The organism is Runella sp. (assembly GCF_965279615.1).
Classification (GTDB): Bacteria; Bacteroidota; Bacteroidia; order Cytophagales; family Spirosomataceae; genus Runella.
On the sequence record NZ_OZ257252.1, the window covers coordinates 966,128 to 984,929 of the forward strand.

At 36.4% G+C, this 18,802-nt stretch carries 10 protein-coding genes; 4 read left to right on the forward strand and 6 right to left on the reverse strand.

Going from position 1 to position 18,802, the window contains the following annotated elements; genetic code table 11:
- Window positions 1-367: 367 nt before the first annotated feature.
- Window positions 368-3,019: a 3-coathanger stack domain-containing protein gene (locus ACQY73_RS04435; RefSeq protein WP_428662011.1), complete on the forward strand. Its 2,652-nt coding sequence runs from the start codon at window positions 368-370 to the stop codon at window positions 3,017-3,019.
- Between the two features lie 133 nt (window positions 3,020-3,152).
- Here ACQY73_RS04435 and ACQY73_RS04440 read toward each other — a convergent pair whose 3' ends face one another.
- The 4 genes from ACQY73_RS04440 to ACQY73_RS04455 form a co-directional block, all read right to left on the reverse strand.
- Window positions 3,153-7,610 carry an RICIN domain-containing protein gene (locus tag ACQY73_RS04440; RefSeq protein ID WP_428662013.1) on the reverse strand — a complete coding sequence of 1,486 codons (4,458 nt, stop codon included), beginning with the start codon at window positions 7,608-7,610 and terminating at the stop codon, window positions 3,153-3,155.
- A 21-nt stretch (window positions 7,611-7,631) separates the two neighbouring features.
- Entirely contained in the window at window positions 7,632-8,036 is a 405-nt protein-coding gene (locus ACQY73_RS04445; RefSeq protein WP_428662016.1) for a hypothetical protein, read from the reverse strand.
- A 739-nt stretch (window positions 8,037-8,775) separates the two neighbouring features.
- Entirely contained in the window at window positions 8,776-9,546 is a 771-nt protein-coding gene (locus ACQY73_RS04450; RefSeq protein WP_428662018.1) for a phage antirepressor KilAC domain-containing protein, read from the reverse strand.
- 2 nt (window positions 9,547-9,548) lie between these two features.
- Window positions 9,549-9,761, reverse strand: a complete 213-nt coding sequence (locus ACQY73_RS04455; RefSeq protein ID WP_428662021.1) for a hypothetical protein — start codon at window positions 9,759-9,761, stop codon at window positions 9,549-9,551.
- A 42-nt stretch (window positions 9,762-9,803) separates the two neighbouring features.
- Here ACQY73_RS04455 and ACQY73_RS04460 point away from each other — a divergent pair, with 42 nt between their 5' ends.
- Window positions 9,804-10,154, forward strand: coding sequence for a Panacea domain-containing protein (locus ACQY73_RS04460; RefSeq protein WP_428662024.1), 351 nt, complete (start codon window positions 9,804-9,806; stop codon window positions 10,152-10,154).
- A gap of 27 nt (window positions 10,155-10,181) precedes the next feature.
- On the opposite strand, the gene ACQY73_RS04465 is transcribed toward ACQY73_RS04460, so the two are convergent.
- Window positions 10,182-11,267, reverse strand: a complete 1,086-nt coding sequence (locus ACQY73_RS04465) for a hypothetical protein (RefSeq protein WP_428662026.1) — start codon at window positions 11,265-11,267, stop codon at window positions 10,182-10,184.
- 292 nt (window positions 11,268-11,559) lie between these two features.
- Here ACQY73_RS04465 and ACQY73_RS04470 point away from each other — a divergent pair, with 292 nt between their 5' ends.
- Both ACQY73_RS04470 and ACQY73_RS04475 read left to right on the forward strand, forming a co-directional pair.
- Window positions 11,560-11,778 carry a hypothetical protein gene (locus ACQY73_RS04470; protein ID WP_428662029.1) on the forward strand — a complete coding sequence of 73 codons (219 nt, stop codon included), beginning with the start codon at window positions 11,560-11,562 and terminating at the stop codon, window positions 11,776-11,778.
- Window positions 11,775-13,595, forward strand: coding sequence for a hypothetical protein (locus tag ACQY73_RS04475; RefSeq protein WP_428662032.1), 1,821 nt, complete (start codon window positions 11,775-11,777; stop codon window positions 13,593-13,595). Before ACQY73_RS04470 ends, ACQY73_RS04475 begins: the two co-directional genes overlap by 4 nt.
- Before the next feature lie 34 nt (window positions 13,596-13,629).
- Here ACQY73_RS04475 and ACQY73_RS04480 read toward each other — a convergent pair whose 3' ends face one another.
- On the reverse strand, window positions 13,630-18,627 hold the full coding sequence (locus ACQY73_RS04480; RefSeq protein ID WP_428662035.1) for an ATP-binding protein: 4,998 nt from the start codon (window positions 18,625-18,627) through the stop codon (window positions 13,630-13,632).
- Window positions 18,628-18,802: the final 175 nt, after the last annotated feature.

Sequence of the window (18,802 nt, forward strand, 5' to 3'; positions counted from 1 at the left end):
TGAGCGCAATTTACGAGTGAATCTTCGAAAAAGCCTCGCCAAAATCCTTAAAAGTCAAATCAAAATTGATACTTATTTTTGTTTCAATTGAAGTTTTGTTTCACACACTTAACTTGAAAAAATAGTTTAGCGTATCCATGAATATCTTTTATATTGCAATACCTTAAAACCCCTTATTGCCTTTAGCTCTATTATGACCCGATATTTATTGCCTCTGTTATTTTTTCTTCAAGCTAATTTTTTGATTGCCAATAATTTATTTAAAAATAACCATTTGATTGAATCATCCTGCGACTCATTGATTACCGTCAGAATAATCCATCCGTCCTGTGATAAAGACAATGGAATTATCAGGTTATCTGCTAAAATGCAGAATCCATCTTTTCTTTGGTCGGATGGAAATAAAGATTCAGTTCGCCTGGATTTAGCCCCGGGGGTTTATTCTGTATCTATTAATGATGCTTCCGGATGCTCCGTAAATCAAGAGTATAGACTTTTCAATTTCGGCACTTTTGTTCCCATATCATTTCAGGTTACTCACCTCAACGGATTAGTAAAATTTCAAGGCAGCAGCTATCCAAATAAAGAAATGAAGTGGGATTTCGGGGATGGAACTACTGATTATGATAATATAGTTTATCATCACTATACCGGCAACGGAGTATACAATGTAACGTACTCTGTTAAGCAGGATTGCGGTCATAGCACCGTCTCAAAGCAGGTAATCGTAACAGAATATGAAAGACCGGACTCTGAAGGTTTTACCGCCAAAAATTTAACGTCCGGTTTTGATTATAACGCTGATATAATGTATAAAGCCTGTAAATGTGCCGGCAAAAGTTTTTTAAAAACAGATTTAAACAGTGATATTCATCGTATCTATGTGTTTGAGCCCCAAAAGGATGAAATTACTCTTTTGCCCATCGAAGCCGGCTATTCCCATTGGGGAGTAAATTATGAACCACCGGTCTGTTATAAAGATAAATTGTATTTTTCAGGAAAAAACCCTGCAGGCAGATTTGTATTATATAAAACAGACGGCACAGTACAGGGAACTTCTCAACTGGTTCTACCCGATGCAAGGTATGCCAATAACCCTAATATGTTTTTCATCCAACGGGATACTTTGTATTTTAAGGGTGAATTCATTGAGGACGGAGTTATCGGAGCAGGCCATCTTTTTAAGACGGATGGAAATACCATTTTCCCGTTAGGTCAGAATACATATCAAATCCCTCAGGTCTTTAAAAATAAAGTCATTTACAGAAAGACCATTACTTATGAGAACAGTTATCTATACATAGCTGATCAGCTCGACAAACCGGCTACTACATTATTTACTTCTTCCTATTGGACTACAGATAATGTAAACGGGTATATTAGCCCTCTCGGTGAAGTAAACGGGTATTTTCTGTTTCATGCGAATACGGCAACTTATGGAGTTGAGCTTTGGCGTACGGATGGAACTGTTCAGGGAACCCAACTTGTCAGGGATATTAATCCGGGAACACCTTCATCCTATATCTACTCTTATCTGATAAAAGATGATGTCCTGTATTTTACAAGTAATCAGGGAATATTATGGCGTTCTGATGGGACCCCGGAAGGTACATTTGCATTAAACGATCCGGAAACAGGACTTCCTTTAAAAAATATCGGCGCTTTGACATCCTTTAAATCTAAACTGTATTTTTCCACTTTAGGCACGGGTCCATTTCAGGCTTCGGTAAAATATTTATGGAAAACAGATGGTACACAAAATGGATCATCAAGATTATATAATCCGGTTACAAAATCGCCGGCTTATGTAACATCCGCAGATTTGAGAGTATTTGTAACAGATTCTCTTTATTTATATTATTTTAATGATAACTATAACTATGACAAATCAGAAATTTGGCGAACCGATGGTGCCGGTAAATTTCAAAAATTAGACAGACTTTACTGTAACCCAATCCCAGGCCTTCTGTTTTCTGATGGGTTCAATCGAGTTTACGGATCTAAAAATTCTAATTACACCTCATCGCCCGATTTATTTATACTTAAAGACTCTCAAATTCCGGTTGTTAATGACCTGGCCGCTTATTCCGGAGCTTCTGTTACAGCTGAGTACAAAGGCAATTTGAAAATAGATTGGTATTTACCAAACAGGAACTATTGTGTTGTACCTCCGGATCATTCCGGAAACCGGTTTACGTTTTTAAATACATCGAATTTAGCAAATGCACCCATAAGATACATTGGGGTGGATGCTGAAAAAGGCCTTGCAAGTTTGGCAATACCTTTGAATGTCTATACGATTCCCAATCTCTATTGGGAAATCGATGCCGTTCATCGTTGCAGCAGCAATGATTTGAAAATAATGTACCACTCCTCAAAGCCCTTTCGAACGGGAAATCAGTTTTTGGTAAACTTTTACACGGCTGATTATGGATTGATCAGTACCGTTGTGCCTGTTATAACCGGCAACACTCTTACCGTTAACCCGCCGGCAGATGCGCGAATATTTACGGTAAAAACGACGTTGCCTTCTCTGGTTTCATCCTATTACAGCGTACCTACAACCCTAACTACTTACAGAGCGCAGGTATTTGGAGACAAAAACATACAGATGGGAGACAGTACTAAAATAACGTTAGCGCTATTCGGGCGAGGGCCGTTTACATTTAAATTCGGAGAACAGGTTTATAAAGATGTATGGCGAACGCCCGTTGAAATCTATGTCAAACCAACAGAAAGTACCGTCTATCAATTGGATAATTTCACAGGTATTTGCGGCTCGGGAGTCGTTGATTCACAAATCGCTTTAGTCAGAGTATCTCCGCCGTGTCCACCGAATTTTGTCCATCAAAATTCGGTTTTGCCAATGTATTATAAAACAAATGGAGTCATAGAAAGCAGCGGGATAATAAGTCCTAAAGCCGATACGATTTATCAATCTAATAAAATTGAACTGCTCCCCGGATTTAAAGCAGACAGCGGTTCTAAATTTACGGCAACCTCAGGAGGTTGTAATTAATGAAGTACCCCTGAATGCAACCGGTCTAACATAAATTGAATTTCTCAACTTTTAAACTTACCGAGTTTTAGTGACATTTACACATATAAAACCTCACCCCAATTGGGGTGAGGTTTTATATGTGTAAATGTCACTATTTTATTATAGTGAATTTTCGGCTAATAATATTTCGCCCATTATTAAATTTCAACAAATATTCACCATTAGGTTGAGATGATAAATCAGTTTGATTTTCCTGCCAACTTCCGTTACCGTTCAGCGATTTACCGGTAATAACACTGCCGTTCAGGTTCAAAAACTCCAATTGTGCTTTTTGTCCTATTTCCAAATAGTAACGTACAGTTACCTTACCATCGGCAGGATTAGGAAACAGCTTTATTGTTAATCTATCCTCCTGTTCATTTGGAACAACCACCTTATCAGCTTCAAAGCTGATACGTGCGCCGCTTTGAACACATACCTTTTGGAAACAAAGATAAGCTTGTCCGCTGCTGAGATTAACCGTATTAGTTCCCGCATTAAGATAGGCGGTTCCTACGGTTACCTCGGTGTAACCACTTGAAAGTGCAACAGGCTCACTATGTAATGTACCGGAGTTATTGTTAACCGTCCGGCGTATTATGCCGGGTCCTTCATGGGAGCGATAATAAACTTTGATAGTATAGGTTCCTGCATTGGATACGGTAACGCTATAGTTACGAACCTCATATTGATTACCGGAGCATTCAATTGACTCTGCACTGCAACTCGAATTGCCGCTTCCTCCACATTCATTTGCTTGTAAAATGGTAGAAGTATTAGAGTTGCCGCTTACACAATTATCAACCGTACAGGTGGCAGTGTAATTTCCCGGTGTTGAAACTACCAAGCTGCTACCCGTTGCGTTTGTTGACCAAGTCACCGTTCCAGTACAATTATAGGCATTTAGTGTGACTGTCTGATTGGAAGAAGCGCAAACTGTTCCTGAAGTCGGACTGATGGATGGTGCTGAAGGTGCTGTGCAGCTATTGCCACTTTGAATACACACCTTCTGAAAACACAGATAAGCGCTCCCACTACTAAGATTAAAAGTATTGTTCCCCGCATTTAGAGAAACATTTTGCACCTGAACTTCTACGTATTGATTGGGTCCCGTTTGTCCTATACCAACCGTTTGAACAGTATTGCTGCCACTAATTGCCCAACGTATGGTACCTGCACTTTCATGAGAACGGCAATAAATTTTCAGAGTATAAGTTCCTGTAGTTGGCACATTAACTGTATAATTACGAACCTCATATTGATTACCGGAACATTCAATAGATTCTGCACTACAAATCAAATTACCTCCCGGCCCATTATCTACATTTACAGTAACCCCGGCAGAACTGCTTTGGCAATTATTTACGGTACAAGTTGCATAATAAGTCGTTGTCTGTGACGGGCTTACATTCGTAGAAGCACCTGTTGCCCCATTTGACCAGTTGACAGTTCCTGCACAATTGCTTGATGTAAGACCTGATGTACCACCCGGAGATATTGTGGAAGGATTAGCAGAAAGGTTCGGTGGCAAAGGAGGGTTACATGCATTTGGGCAACCGGTTGATTGAAAAATAAAGCGCTGATTGTCGCCGTTATGAATTCCCCACAAATGAATTAAATTTCCATCATCATTATTATTATTGGACACATCCATTACCATTTGATTGCTATGCTTAGGATTGAGACGGTAACTACCGTCATTCATATTGGCAAATTGCCATTTTTGATAATTTGACCCATTGTAATCCCATAGTTGCAATTCTGTTCCGTAACTTGTACCCCCATTCGGAGACTCAATACTTCTATTGGAAGTGGCAGCCATTATTTTATATGAATCTCCATCAACGGCTTCCAATTTGAATATTTGGCTGTTTTGACCGTTGGCATTATATTGGCGAATTCTTGCTCCATTACCATCATTATCCATTTGCATCATTTTGTTAGACAGCTTACTCTTCATTGTATAACAACCATTTTGGAATGGCAAATTATTGCCGCCGCCCCGAGGATCAATCTCAGCAAAGCAATTAGCGAAAACTTCCATTAAACCGTTAGAAATCAGAGTACTTTTTGATACAAATTGCCAATTACCTCCATTGTCGGCTTCAGCATAGAGTGTTCCGTTATGAAAGCGCGCATAAACATTTTGACCGTTATTTAAGACATATACAAAATCCCCGGCTATAAATCCGCAATTATTACTTGAGTTATTACCGATACTGCACGGGTAAATTGTAACTATCAACGTATTTGAAGAGGTTAAATCCGGACGATTTAGATAGCTTCTTGTACAGGTTACAGTATATTCCCCGGGTTCATTTGCAGAAAAGTTAAAACTATCTCCTGAACCGGATGCAAAATGGCCGGTCGGTTGAACAGACCATGAATGTAAATATTGCCCTTGAGTAGGTGAAAGCATCGAAATATTTACCAGTACAGACCCCGGGTCAGTTCCGGGATCTTGCAGACAAGGCGTACTTCCCTGACTAAAATATGGAGAAGGTGGTGGAACAACAGGGCAAGTAGACGGACTGGTCAATAAGTTTTCACCTATTCCTAAATTCTCCCATACTTCCCTCGGAGAGTCAGTATGGGGAGTATTAACACCGAGTCCATAAACGGCGCTGAACCTGGTAAGTCCGAGAGTTTGCGCCGTGTTCACGTTTAATAATTCACGGTCGTTTTGAGTCGCTCTGGCTCCTTGATAATCGATGGAACTAAAAGTGGGGACAAAACAAAAGGAAAAAGAAGGACCGTTATAATTAAAAAGTCGGCGAGGAATCGGCTTTGTGCTTTCCCCCCCCGGCAAAAAATCATCATTAAATGATGACCCATAGTAAATGAGTGATGCCCCCCAAAAAAGTGTCCCATTTGCCCAAAAGCTTAAAATGCGGCTATTATTATTAATCTGATTGGTATATGCATCAATATAAGCCAACTGAACAGCCGGTATAATCGGTAACAGTAGCCGTACTGCCATGAGATTACTCCCATAATTAAAATTATTGAATATATCTCTGTCTGAGGCATTCATACTGCCATTAATTATGGCGACATTATTTTCGGTATTTTGGGGATAACCATTGTTTCCCATTTGTTGTAAACGATTCCTTAAATGGTCAAATTCAGGATGAGGTTGACCTACTCCAACTACAAAACCCGGGTATCCATAATGCATTAATAATTGTGTCGCTGCCGGAGTATTAAGCGCTGAATACAAACTGGACAATTTTGGAAAAAACCTCAAAACTACATTTGTTATAAATGCAGGATTAGCAGATCTAAATAGTTGAATAATACTAACAGGAATGTTTGCTCCCTGATGCGGGCTATCGCTGGAAATAAAAATTTTTACATTATGATTAATATTGTCATTTTCCATTTTTCGTAACGCCCACCTACCAATTAATCCGCTCATACTTTCGCCTATTACAATCAATTTTTCATTTCCCTGTTTTTCAGCATTTACCTGCATTATCAGGTTTTTCAATACTTCAGCATTATTTTCAATAAAATCACGACCATCGTCATAATCCAGTAAGACTAAATCATAACCTCTATTAGTGTATGCTCTTAAAACCCTGGTATAGTATGCCTGAATTTCATCAAGTCCTACGTCATTTCCAAGATCAAACCCTTCTGCCACAATAATAGGTTTATCAAAATAATTATCACATCCTAAAATTACCCGTACATTTCCCCTGGGAACAGAAACGGATGTACGACCATTTTTAAGACGACTGTTAGGGGTAATGGTGTCTTCTCGAACAGGTTTGGCTGTAATTGTAAATTCTCGAAATATTTGAGGACGTTCAAGTTGTCTAACATTAACTCTTGTATAAAATAAATAAGTACTTCTTGCGGTGTAAAGACGAATACTGAGTGATCTTTCACCAATACTTGAAAAGTGATAAGGGATTATTTGGTCTTTCAGGTCAAATGATCGAAAACCTTTGCCGTCCTGAAAATCAATTTCCAACTTCTTTATCTCATTCTTATTATTGGAAATATGCAGCGAAGGGCTTATCCTAAAATTTACATCAGCCTGATAAATGTCTTCCTGTAAAACAGATGCCGCCACTATGTAAAGATTTTCATATTTATCAGAACTGATTTTTTTCCCATCCTTTTTGGCCTTAGCATTTTCATCCAGCTGTTCTTGGTTTAGATAGGTGGCATCAATGTTAATAATACCAATCGGAATACTGTTATTTTTACTTTGATTTTGAATATCTGTATTAACCAGCGTACTACTGTTTGGCATTTTATCACTTCCTTTGCGTAAATCTGCCATTGATAGTCTTTCATAGAAACCAAGCCATTGATCAGCACTGAAACTTGCAATGATTTGTCCTTTTGAATTACGGATCGGTTTGCGATAATAATCTAATTCATCAACAGAAAAAAAACCTTTATTAATCAAAACACTGTTTTTTAAGCCTGAGACATCCAGTTTGTTAACATAATCATCAATCTGTTTTTGAAAATCGTCTTCTTTTTGAGCGGATACTGAAAAAAAGACATGCGCATACAGCAAAATTTGGATGAGAAATTTTAAATGAGATTTCATGAAGGAAAAGGTTTATAGTAATTATCTTGGAATTAATCTATAATCGTACTGCGCTGTTGCTCCTACCTCTACAATACAACAACTCTTGGCGCTCTGCCCGTTAAGAAACAGTAAAAAATCTTTATACCTGTTTCGGGTATAAATTTCAACATTAATTGAGTGAAATTCCTTAGGCACGTCAACTGTGACATTGTATGTACCTGTTTTATCTGTATAAACAGTTTTAATTACATCACTGACAGGACGTATAGAACCACTCATCCCCAGAATTGTGACTTCAACACTATCAACAGGTAAATTGGTGTTATTGTCAATGATACTGCCATAAACAGTTGTTACTCGACTTTCAAAAGGACTTTTTAAGCAGCCACCTGTCAACAGCATCAACGTGGTTGCATAAAACAGGTTGTTAAATAGATTTTTCATAACATCGAAAACTTTATTACAAACATTGGAAGTTTAATCAAGAAAAACAATACCGGAATTCCGGTATTGTTTATAGATCTGTTTTAATTTAAACGATAAAGTATCTTCTGTTCTGCTATATACTCAATGCTTTTTATTGACACTGCCCAATTTCTTTATCTTTTGATTTTCAGTTATTTACAACATCCTTTTCTACCTATTAGATTAATTAAGCAATTCAATTATGCCTGAAAGCTACAATATTCCCGCTTGGTTCTCCTTCATCTTTGAAGAACATTAACAGGCATCTCTCTATGATTCAAAACATATGCAGTTTTAATCACTGTCGACTTTCTGTTTTATAGAATGGCAACGTCGTTGGGCTTTTGGTTGACGATACCGGTTCCACTATGGCTTATTTCTAAAAATCAATTGTTTATTTAACTGTTATTCATCCATTTTTAACGGATTCCGTTTTTTTACTTGCCATAATTTACGATCGAATTTTAGTCTATAACGTCAAGCTATATACGAACCGACACTTACATGTCAATCGTAGTGGCCTGCGATTTGATAGATTTTGTAGACCTGCATTGTTAGAGTTAGTTAATTTGAGGCTTCCTTTGATTGGAAGCCCCGTTTTTAACGAATGCTCACAAGACCTGCCGTGAGGTATTATTGTAATGTGTAACGAAAATCCGCTCATGCGCCGGAACGCCGGTGCGGTTATTATTGTAATGAATTGTATTGACATCATAAGCTATTGACGCCTTACCTGATTCGGCAACACTTTTTGTCTATTGGGTTTTGACCATGACAAATCATTGTTAAATAAATTATGAATGAACACCCTGCCTACTTCCGTCCACACCAGATAATGATTCGTGTGACTTTGCCCTTCTCTGTCCGTGTATTGATGTGTTTTCATCAACGCAAAGCCGCGATGTTGGTATTTGGCATACAGGATATAATTTTTACCGCTTCTGTATTGTAACCCCGCCTTGCACAATTTGTCATTCAATGTTTTGGCCGTCATGCCCAATTCTTTGGCGATCATCGTAGTGGTGATACCGGTATCGGACTGCAATACTTTGTCCACATATTCCGCTTTGGGAGCCAGTTTTTGAATCTGTTCTTCTTTTTCGGCCAATAACCGATTGGCAACCAATACCGCATTGGACAATATTTCAACATCACTTTGGGGTTTGGTCAATTGCCCGATCAATTCTTTGCTTCTTTTTTCATATTGTATGAAATACTGTCTTATTTCTTTACCCTTTTCGCTTCGTTGCAGCATGGCGATTTCTTTGGCGGTGTCAAGGGTGAGGTAATAGTCGGTAATGGGTTGGTTGTTAAGGGGGTGTACTTTTTGGTACGGGGTGTAGTCAACGCCTTCATTAAACCCATATTCAAACATTCTTTCAATCCATTTACTGAATCGTTCCGCAAGTGCAAAATATTCATACAAATCTCTTGCGCTCACCACCTCCGAGCCTTGCCCGTCGGTGGTGATATTGATAAGTTGCTGCATGATTAAGATTGCGTTTCGCGGTATTTGCGCTGAACTGTTTTAACAACCTTGTTGGTAATTTTTTTGTCAAGGTCTTTGGCACCGTTCAAAAATGTAATTAATGCAATCGCCATGTTTTGTTGATTGGCTTGGGTGTCAGCATCCAATGAAAGAAAGGCTTCGGAGGCAAACAGATCATGGATTCTTATAACTTCAGTCCTCCGGACATCTCTCATTGGTTTATTTGCAATATTGATGACTCACCACCCTACTTAAAGGTGCAAAAACTGGTATACTATGCTCAAGGTTGGTCATTGGCAATTTTTAACAGATCACTGTTTGAGCAGGATTTTCAGTCTGGATCACAAGGCCCTACCCTACCGGAGTTGTTTGAATCTTATGAGATTGATCTCAGTCCAATCAGTAAAGAAGTTGAAGAATTGCTTATGGATGTCAGAAATATGTATTATCGTGATGCATTGGAAGAATGGGCGCTTTCGGATGGACCGTGGCAAAAAGCAAGGGGTGAATTGCCTTTGGAAACTGATTCCAACAACATCATTACCAAAGAAAGCATGCATCAATACTATACCAACAAACTGCGAAGCATTTTAAGGCAAACGAAATAAATCTCATAAATCAGGGAAAGCTTCAAACTACCAATTTCTTTGGCCAAATTCCATTACAGTAACGTGTACATGAACAAATTTATCTCTGAATATCATAATATGGACACCTCTGGCTCTGGCTGTTTCAATGGCCTGGGTTAATCGAAGACGATATTCCCTGCTCTCAATCATAGAGAGTCTGTCGTATACATTCAAACTTCTTTGACTCGCCTCGCCTCTTGGTTCACTAATGGCAGGTTCGGGCATTTGACTCAATCTGGGTCCGGGAGTGAACGTTTCACGCGACATTTGTAAATCCTCATTTTCTTCTGCCATATGTTCATAATCTCCCCTTCTTATGGCAGTTCTCCTATTTGCATCTTCCGCTCGCTGATAAAGATTCCCATAGCGAATGGGAAGGCGCGGTAAACCCAAAGCGTAACTCCCAACGGGCAAATCCTCAATCAAAGAAACAAGGCCCAGGTTGATTTCTTCCGGTGCAAACTGCGCCCATTCATTAAAGGTATGCCCACCATATCTGGACAAATCAACTGCCTGTAAATGACTGTGAAAACTGTCACTGTCATTAGGTCGGGCGATACTGTATATACCCAAAGGGGTATTTCTTCGTTGAGATTGTCGCCCCAACTCGACCAGTGTTGATAGAATATTCAATTGTGGAATCACTAAATTTCCCATACGCCCGCCTAAGTCCAAAACATTTGTCCCGGGAGTAATATCTCTTAACTGTTCCAATTCGTATTGAATTCGGGGTATACCTCTTACCAGGGTTCTGGGGGATATACTAACTCTAATGACCCCTGCATTAATAAATTGAAGCAATTGCTCAGCATTTGCAGCTATATCAATGCTCAAATTCAACACTCGAAAGTATTCTTCCTGTAAATCCATGCTGAGACTCTCTCGGTCTGTAAATCGCAGCATCTCACTTTGGGTAAACTCTGCCTCCCAAAGCCTGAATCCGGTAGAGTCATTTTGAGAAAAAAGGTCAAAGGGTCTATCCTCTTCATGAGGGGATTGAGATCGTTGCCTCCTGCGCCGTCCGGCAGTATGTCTTTCGGCTGCATACATTCGAAATTCACTATTACCTGAAAAAAGATGGTATTTCTTCATAATTTCTTATTAAATGACCTTTGCCAAAAAACTATATCAGTTTTCAATCAGTCGTAAAATATGTATCAAACGGTAACAAAATTTAAAAAAGGTTTAGGTTACGCTTATGAAGCGGAAGGCTCAAAATATCGTTTATTTTATTTTTAGTTTTTGTATTTTTGAAATATATTAAGTAATTTATTAATATTAATAAAAAATACTGCTTGCTTATTATTCAATAGCTACAATTCCTGACATGCCCCCAAAACCTAAAATACCCAGTACCGAAGAAATGGTCAAATCGACCTATTTGATGACAAAGCAAATACGAAAAAACGTCAAGCGTGAACGTGGACAGATCATCTTATCTTCTGCCATGTCTAAACGTCTTTTTCAGGCATTGCATACCGTCACTTTGTATTTGCATCAACCGGCTCATGTGCGCCAAAATCAAATTGACCGCATCATTGATGTTCGTGACACATTGGAAGCTGAATACAAAGAGCAAACCGGAAAAACATTCGAACCTTGAAAATAGCCATTGACAACATTACCATTGATGAACCGGCAGGAATGGCCGGAATGTACTTTGAAAAATTACGTTCCACACGCCTGCGCGGTCAAACACGGATCAATATTGGCCGTGTCAAAAATACGGGTATGGCCAGAGGCATCGGCGAGGTTACAATTAGTGAGCCGATTGCTATAGCCATATTGAACAGTGCTTTTGAGAAATACAAAGTAGATGCGGCCGTACGATTTCAATTGATGGATAATGATGGGGCCAATTTTATTGATTCTGAAATCAACATGGCAAACTGTCGGGAAAAACCTGATGGCTGGAGTGTAACTATGCGCGATAACGGTGATGTGGAAACCCTGAATCTGCAATTGGATGCGGTTGTCAGTATTACACCTGAAACGTTATTTACCATTGAGACGATTGCCTTGGCTCAATCGGTAACCCACACGATCAATTCCGATTTGGCAAGAGTGGCTTGGAAAACACCGGCTTCTAAAAATCCTTCTCATTTTCCTGCATGGAAAGCAGCTTCCTCCAAGGCGGAATCAACGGGAACACCACAAACCGTCAATGATGTAAATCAGGAACAACCCGTTTGGGTAAACAGTACGGGAGATGAGAAGCGCGTTTATGTGACGGCTCGTATCTCCATTGCCCACCGCAGTTCCACTACCATGACAGGGCAGGTTATTTTGTATGTCATTTCAGGCGTCGGCACAACGTCTTATACCATTGTGGATGTGGTATTGACAAATGCTTTAACCACTGTGACGTATGCTGTTGACCGTGAGATAACGGTACCACAAAACGGGCAGGTATTCATTAAGCTCAGTTTTGTGGGAACAAGTGCGGATTACGAATTTAATTACCGGGATGATTCCTATTTGGGTGTAAACCCCGACAATGCAGTTCCGGAATCAACGTGTTATGGATGTTATGCCATTGATGCATTGCGGCTGATTGCAGCCATAATCGCTCCTAACCTGGTAATACGAAACGAAGTGCCTGCTTTGGAAAAAGAGTGGATCACCAACGGGTATAATTTGCGCGGTGTCAAAGCGGATTTGATAGCAAGCTTCGGGCAATTATGGGATGATCTTAATCGGCTTCACAATTTGATGATTAATCGGGTGGGTGACAATGAGATCAGCATTGTTTCTTTTGATTTCTACATTGACAATACGGATGATGGTGTAGTCATGCAGGATGTGAACTATTACGAAAGAGGCACATCGTCTGAAGTATTCGTCAGTCGGGTACGAGTGGGTTTCAATAAATGGCAATCGGGTACACCAACGGGCAATGAAGAAAAGTACGGTAATGAAGAATACAGTACGGGCTTACTAAAGATCAACAATACATTGGATTTGGTATGTACAACGCTTTGTGCAAGTGAAAAACTCATTGAGGCGGTTCGTCGTCAGCAATTTGAAGTAGGCGGCAATCGGACAGATAAAGATGAAAACAATGATGATGTATTGTTTCTGATACCCTGCTATGAATATCCTATTGACACAAAGCAGGTGTTGGAAAACTGGGGCGGTGTTTGGTCAGCCTCCAATCAGGTACTGACCAAAACCAAAGGCAGTCCTGATAATACTAAAACTACAGCTGCTTTTGACAAACCCCGATTCACCGGTCGCCCTGTGTTGGTCCAAGGCAATTTAACGTCGCGTGAATGGGTGCTTTTGGGTGATACACTCACTTTTTATCCGCAAAACAGGATGGTAAAAGTATTGGTCAACAAGGCAAGTTATCGTCCCGGAGCGGCGGGGAGCGGGTCTGACTTTAATACCATTATTGAAGGGTTTGAGTTGAAAATTTAATAAACTAAGAAATTTTTATTACTGCATATAATTATCAAAATTCCTTGGTATTAGCATAACTGGAATATTTATAAAGTGGAGAGGTTACCAATTCTTTTTCAAGCTCTTTGATTCTATCCCGTATTTGATGAGAATTTATTTTTTGTCTTTCTAAGGCAATTCCAAAATGATATAGATTATCATCATAGTCACCCTCCAAAAAAATAAAATTACTCATATCCTGATGATATGCAATACCATTGCTATGCATTTGTTTTGCTTTATGATAGTGCTGCAAGGCAATTTGAAATTGAGAGGTAGCGTCCAATGTCACCATCGCTTCAGAACCAATCATTTTCTCTAAGTAAAATTTAACTGTAAATTGTTCTTTTATATTATTTTCATAGTCATACAAGTCACATAACTCATAATGCTTAAGCCATTTTCCAAGTTTTCGGTGAAAATTAGCAATGTATGAATAGCTAAGGTATGGGTTGACACCATACATTTTGATTATATTTATTATTTGAATCAATGAAAAGATAGAGTTAGAAGTAATTTTTTTGTATTCAGCAAAAAAAGTCTTCTTCGGGTCATTTTCAGAATCATCTAAGTATTTATCAATACTACTGACAATCCCACTTGTGTTTTCCAGACTTTTATGTCCATTTCTATTCTTTTTCGAATATATTTCAGACCTTTTATGTTCTTTAAAATCCACTTCCCATTCTTCATAATTGGGAAATATCTTTGAAAGCAATACTTTATTGATTTTCTCCTGTAAATCAAGCTCCTGAATACGGGTAAACTGGGAGGTTATTCCAATATAGGGGTGTACCAAATTCAACTCAGGGATACCTTTTAGTATTTCAACAGGCTCTCCTTTAGCAGAGTATTCAGAATTGTATATATATTTAGAAACCAGGTCATAATTGGGGTATTTGGTTAGATCAAGATTTCTTACTTTCAGATCTGCCATAAAAAAGACAGCTTCTTTAATTTCAGAATTATTAGAGATATTTAAATAATTGTATTTTGTATATTTTTCAGGGTGGAAGATATCATTCATTCCAACGATATACTTATATTTGTATATCTGGGGCCTATCAGTCGATCCACTATTCCAACTGGTAGCCTCTAAAATCATCTGAAATATACTGGCTTCTAAAAATTTAATCAATCCATCATTATATTCAATTATTTCAGCGTCATAATAATTATTGTCTTTTGAAAAAAAGGCAGAATTTCTAACCAATTGTAAAATTTTTCTAAGTTGAAAGCTAAAGCTGGCGTTTTTACCAATCTTAGAATAGAATCTTGCAGATAAATAATAATTAAAAATAATATATTCGAGGTGATTAACGTTTTCTATTTCTTTATTAATGCTTTTAGTTTCTTTTATGCACGCTTCAATTTCTTTAAAATAATAATGCGCAACAATATCCCAAAACACCATTGGTCTGTCAAAATTCTTGAATTGATTTATTTTATATTCAAACAACGACTTATTTCTGGAGTCAATTTTTAATTGATTCAATTCAAATTCAACAAATTTGTGTTTAGAAGTTAATTTATCAAAATCATTAACTACGTTAGCACTATTTAATTTCTCTAAAGTTACATTATCAAAAAAAGCAACAATATCAGACCTGTTTTCCCATAAATCAATACACCAGTTAAATGTATTTTTTTGATTATTTTCTGAGACTGTATATAAAGAATTAGCAGCATTTGAGAAAGCAAATGCCAACACTTTTAAATATGTTTTACTATAGATGTTTTTATAAAACCTTAATTTTTCAGCACCTTCACAGCACAAAGAATGATAGGTTAAAGCAGTATTTAAAGGCAACAAAGTATTTAAAGCTTGTTGGTAATAGTAAAATGCCTGATATGAAGCTCTGTAATCTTTATTATACTGATTTTTTTCATTTATTAAAACAAAGCGTTCGTCAATCGAAAACTGTTTATTAATTAGAAAAATAAAAGGATTCTCGTCAACTATCTTTACGTATTTTTTTTCAACAAAATTTTTGTAAAACAACAAATTCCCCATATCGACATAATGCCCTGAAAGCACTATTTCATTATTTCCGTCTTTTTTATTAATATGTTCAATGATCGACAAAAGATCTAAACTATAATTTTGAATTTTTTCGATATTTATACCTTCAACATTATGTTTTTCCTGTAAAAAAAGGCTGGCTGAATAAGGCAAATGGATAATTTGTAGAATTTCGCTGTATGACACCAATTTTTTTGTTGAGTTACGAATCAATTCCTTTTCTTCAAGAGATCGCGATTCGATTCTAACTCTATCAATACCTACTACAGCTGTATAAACAAAATTTCGTATATCAGCAATAGCATCATTAAAATAAGCCAATGCCAGACTATTGTTTTTCATCTTTTCATAAACAAGACCAAGCTTTAGTTTTATTTTCACAAGCAGTACGATTCGTTCAAAGGTATCTTCATTACATTCTCTAAGGAGTTGTAAACCATCTAAGTAAGCCACAATTGAATCATCAAACTCCTGGTCAAAATACTGTGTATCACCAAGAAGGTTATTTAAAAAAGCAATAGAATAGATAACACTGTTTCCTTCATTATTAACTCCTGTATTTAATTGGCTATAGTTATTTCTTATATTCTTAATTTTAGTCAGTACATATTGTTTCACGTTATACATTTCATCTAAAGAAAAGTTAAATGCAGCCAGCTCATCTTCAAAAATTTTAGATATATATGTGATTTCGTTCGCTGTTTTATTGAAGAATCTATAATCAAAAAGGCCAAGTTCAGTTTCTCTAATATGGTTATTCCGCAAGTATTTTATTAATTCTTCGATAAAAAATCGAAACATTGGATTACGATTATTGGTAATTATTTCAGGGATTAACTCTAAATTTTCAATAGAAAAAGCAAATGGGTGAAATTTCAGAATATGATCCATCAGATATGGCATAGAAACTAGAACAGTATCGCTGAATTTTTTTATAACCTGACTTTGGGCTAATATGAATGGCCTAAATAAATAGGAGATAAAACCAAAACGATATTGATGTTTGAAAGGAAAATCAAGAAACAATACGTTTTCATTTTCATTCATTACTGTGGCATGTATCACCAACTTCAATTCATTATCTCTCCATTCTTCATTATAACTAACAATATATTCTTCTATTAATTTAGTCAATTTCTTAGGAGAACCATTACTTCTATATGTTAAGTAAATTACAAAATTTTGCAGTATATAAATTGTTTTCAAAATCTGACTTTCAGAATACATACCATTTCTGTCTTCTTTTAAAAAATTGTAATATTTTTTCAAAAATGAAACTGCTTTATCATTTTTTAATTTATCTCTTGGAATCAATATTTTTTCAAGATAAGAGTCAACTAACGCTGTCACTCCTTTTGTTCTTAAGTCATTATCGTTTGAGTCTTTTAAGAAACTATCAACATATATTACATGGTGAAAAATACTGCTTATAAAAGATTCTCTATCCGCAATATCGGCAAGTGAAGCATCAAACATTTCTCTACCGGCAATAAAAACAAATTTAGAATTAGCTGTTGTAATAAAATATTTCAACGTGGATAATATATTTATTATCAAATTTTTTCTATTTCTAATTTCATTAATCTTTATTTGATTAAACTCTATCTGTTCAGAGGGCTCAAAGTCATTATAATAGAAACCTTTACCGGGTGATGGCTCAACTTTATCCAGCTCATCAAATACTATTATAAATTTTTTCTTATAACTTTTAAGTTTATTATAATCTTGTAAAATATCAATTAACTCATATTCAATTTCTTTAGGATTTTTTATTGCATATTGTCTAACTTTTCGTTGAATAAATCCAAGTGGCAACTGTTCACTTAAACTTTGTATCCCATTTTCATTGGTAATTGCTGCATTGCTTCTTTCCTGTAAAGTTTTCAATTTTTTATAAATTTTATACTCTCCGAATGTAACTTCGTATATATATCTTAATTCAGGAACACTATAAAATTCGCTTCCTTCATAAATAAATAGAGCAATCATTAAAGAAATGAGAAAGCAGCCAATTGCAAAAGGCAATCCTTCTAAGAATAGCAAATCAAATACAAACAAGGTTAATGTAAAAAAAACTATAGTTAATCCTATTAAAAAATTTATATTCTTAACAGTGTTAAATACAAAAGACAAGGTATTTTTAAATATTGTAAAAGCATATGTAATTACCAAAGCTATTATGCCCAGAAGCACTAAATAAGCTAATAAAACTGTGAGCTTGTTTTCGTTATTATTATCCAGTATTTCTTTGATTGGGTTATTTTGATTTGCAAAAAATCTTTTTATAAAATTCTCACTTTTATCATTTGTTATTTTAATACTAGATGAATCAACAATTACTTGTTTTGTATTAAAATGCCCTAAGTTTTTCTTCAATGAATCATTTATTTTTGATTCTACATTTGTAGACATTTTTTCATTCAATACAGTTGAATCTCTATATACATACTGTTGCCGAATAAATGATTTATTAGAATTATATGAGTAAAAAAATACATAGTAAATTAAAGCAAAAAACATTAACGCAAAACATACAAATCTAAAAATACTTGTCAGTGTAAATAATTCTACTATGTTCAATAATTTATTTTCTTCAGCTCTTTGTATCAGATTATTTGTAATTTGTTTTAAAATATCCGTTTCATTAAGATTGGATTGAGCAAAGCTAATATCTATCTTTTCTACCTTTTCTCCTTTTTCACCCAGTGTTTTTTTATAACTCTTTATTACTTTTCTAACAAAACTGGTTTTACCCATGCCTCTGTACCCTGTAATCAGGTATGATCCAGAGCTGTTATTTTCACTTTTCAATAAGATATTCAGGAATTTTTCTTCTATCTGACCTCTACCCAGAAATATCTCTTCATCCATACCCGACGGCAATTCTTTGCCTAAAGGACTGTGGCTGAATTGATAATCCGGCAATTCAATATATACATCTTTAATGTATGACCGGTATGCATAATTTTCATTTTTTGGGTCTATCATTTTTATCAGATTGAAGTTTTTAAATAGTGACCTTACATTATTGTCTATTAAAGTAACTCCTTTAATATTCTACGTTTTATTTTGCAAAAAGTTATCAAGCGGTCAAACTATGCCGAGAAAGACGTACTTCATAGGGTGTTCAAAATTGATTTGGCAATATTTTATATTTTTTGTA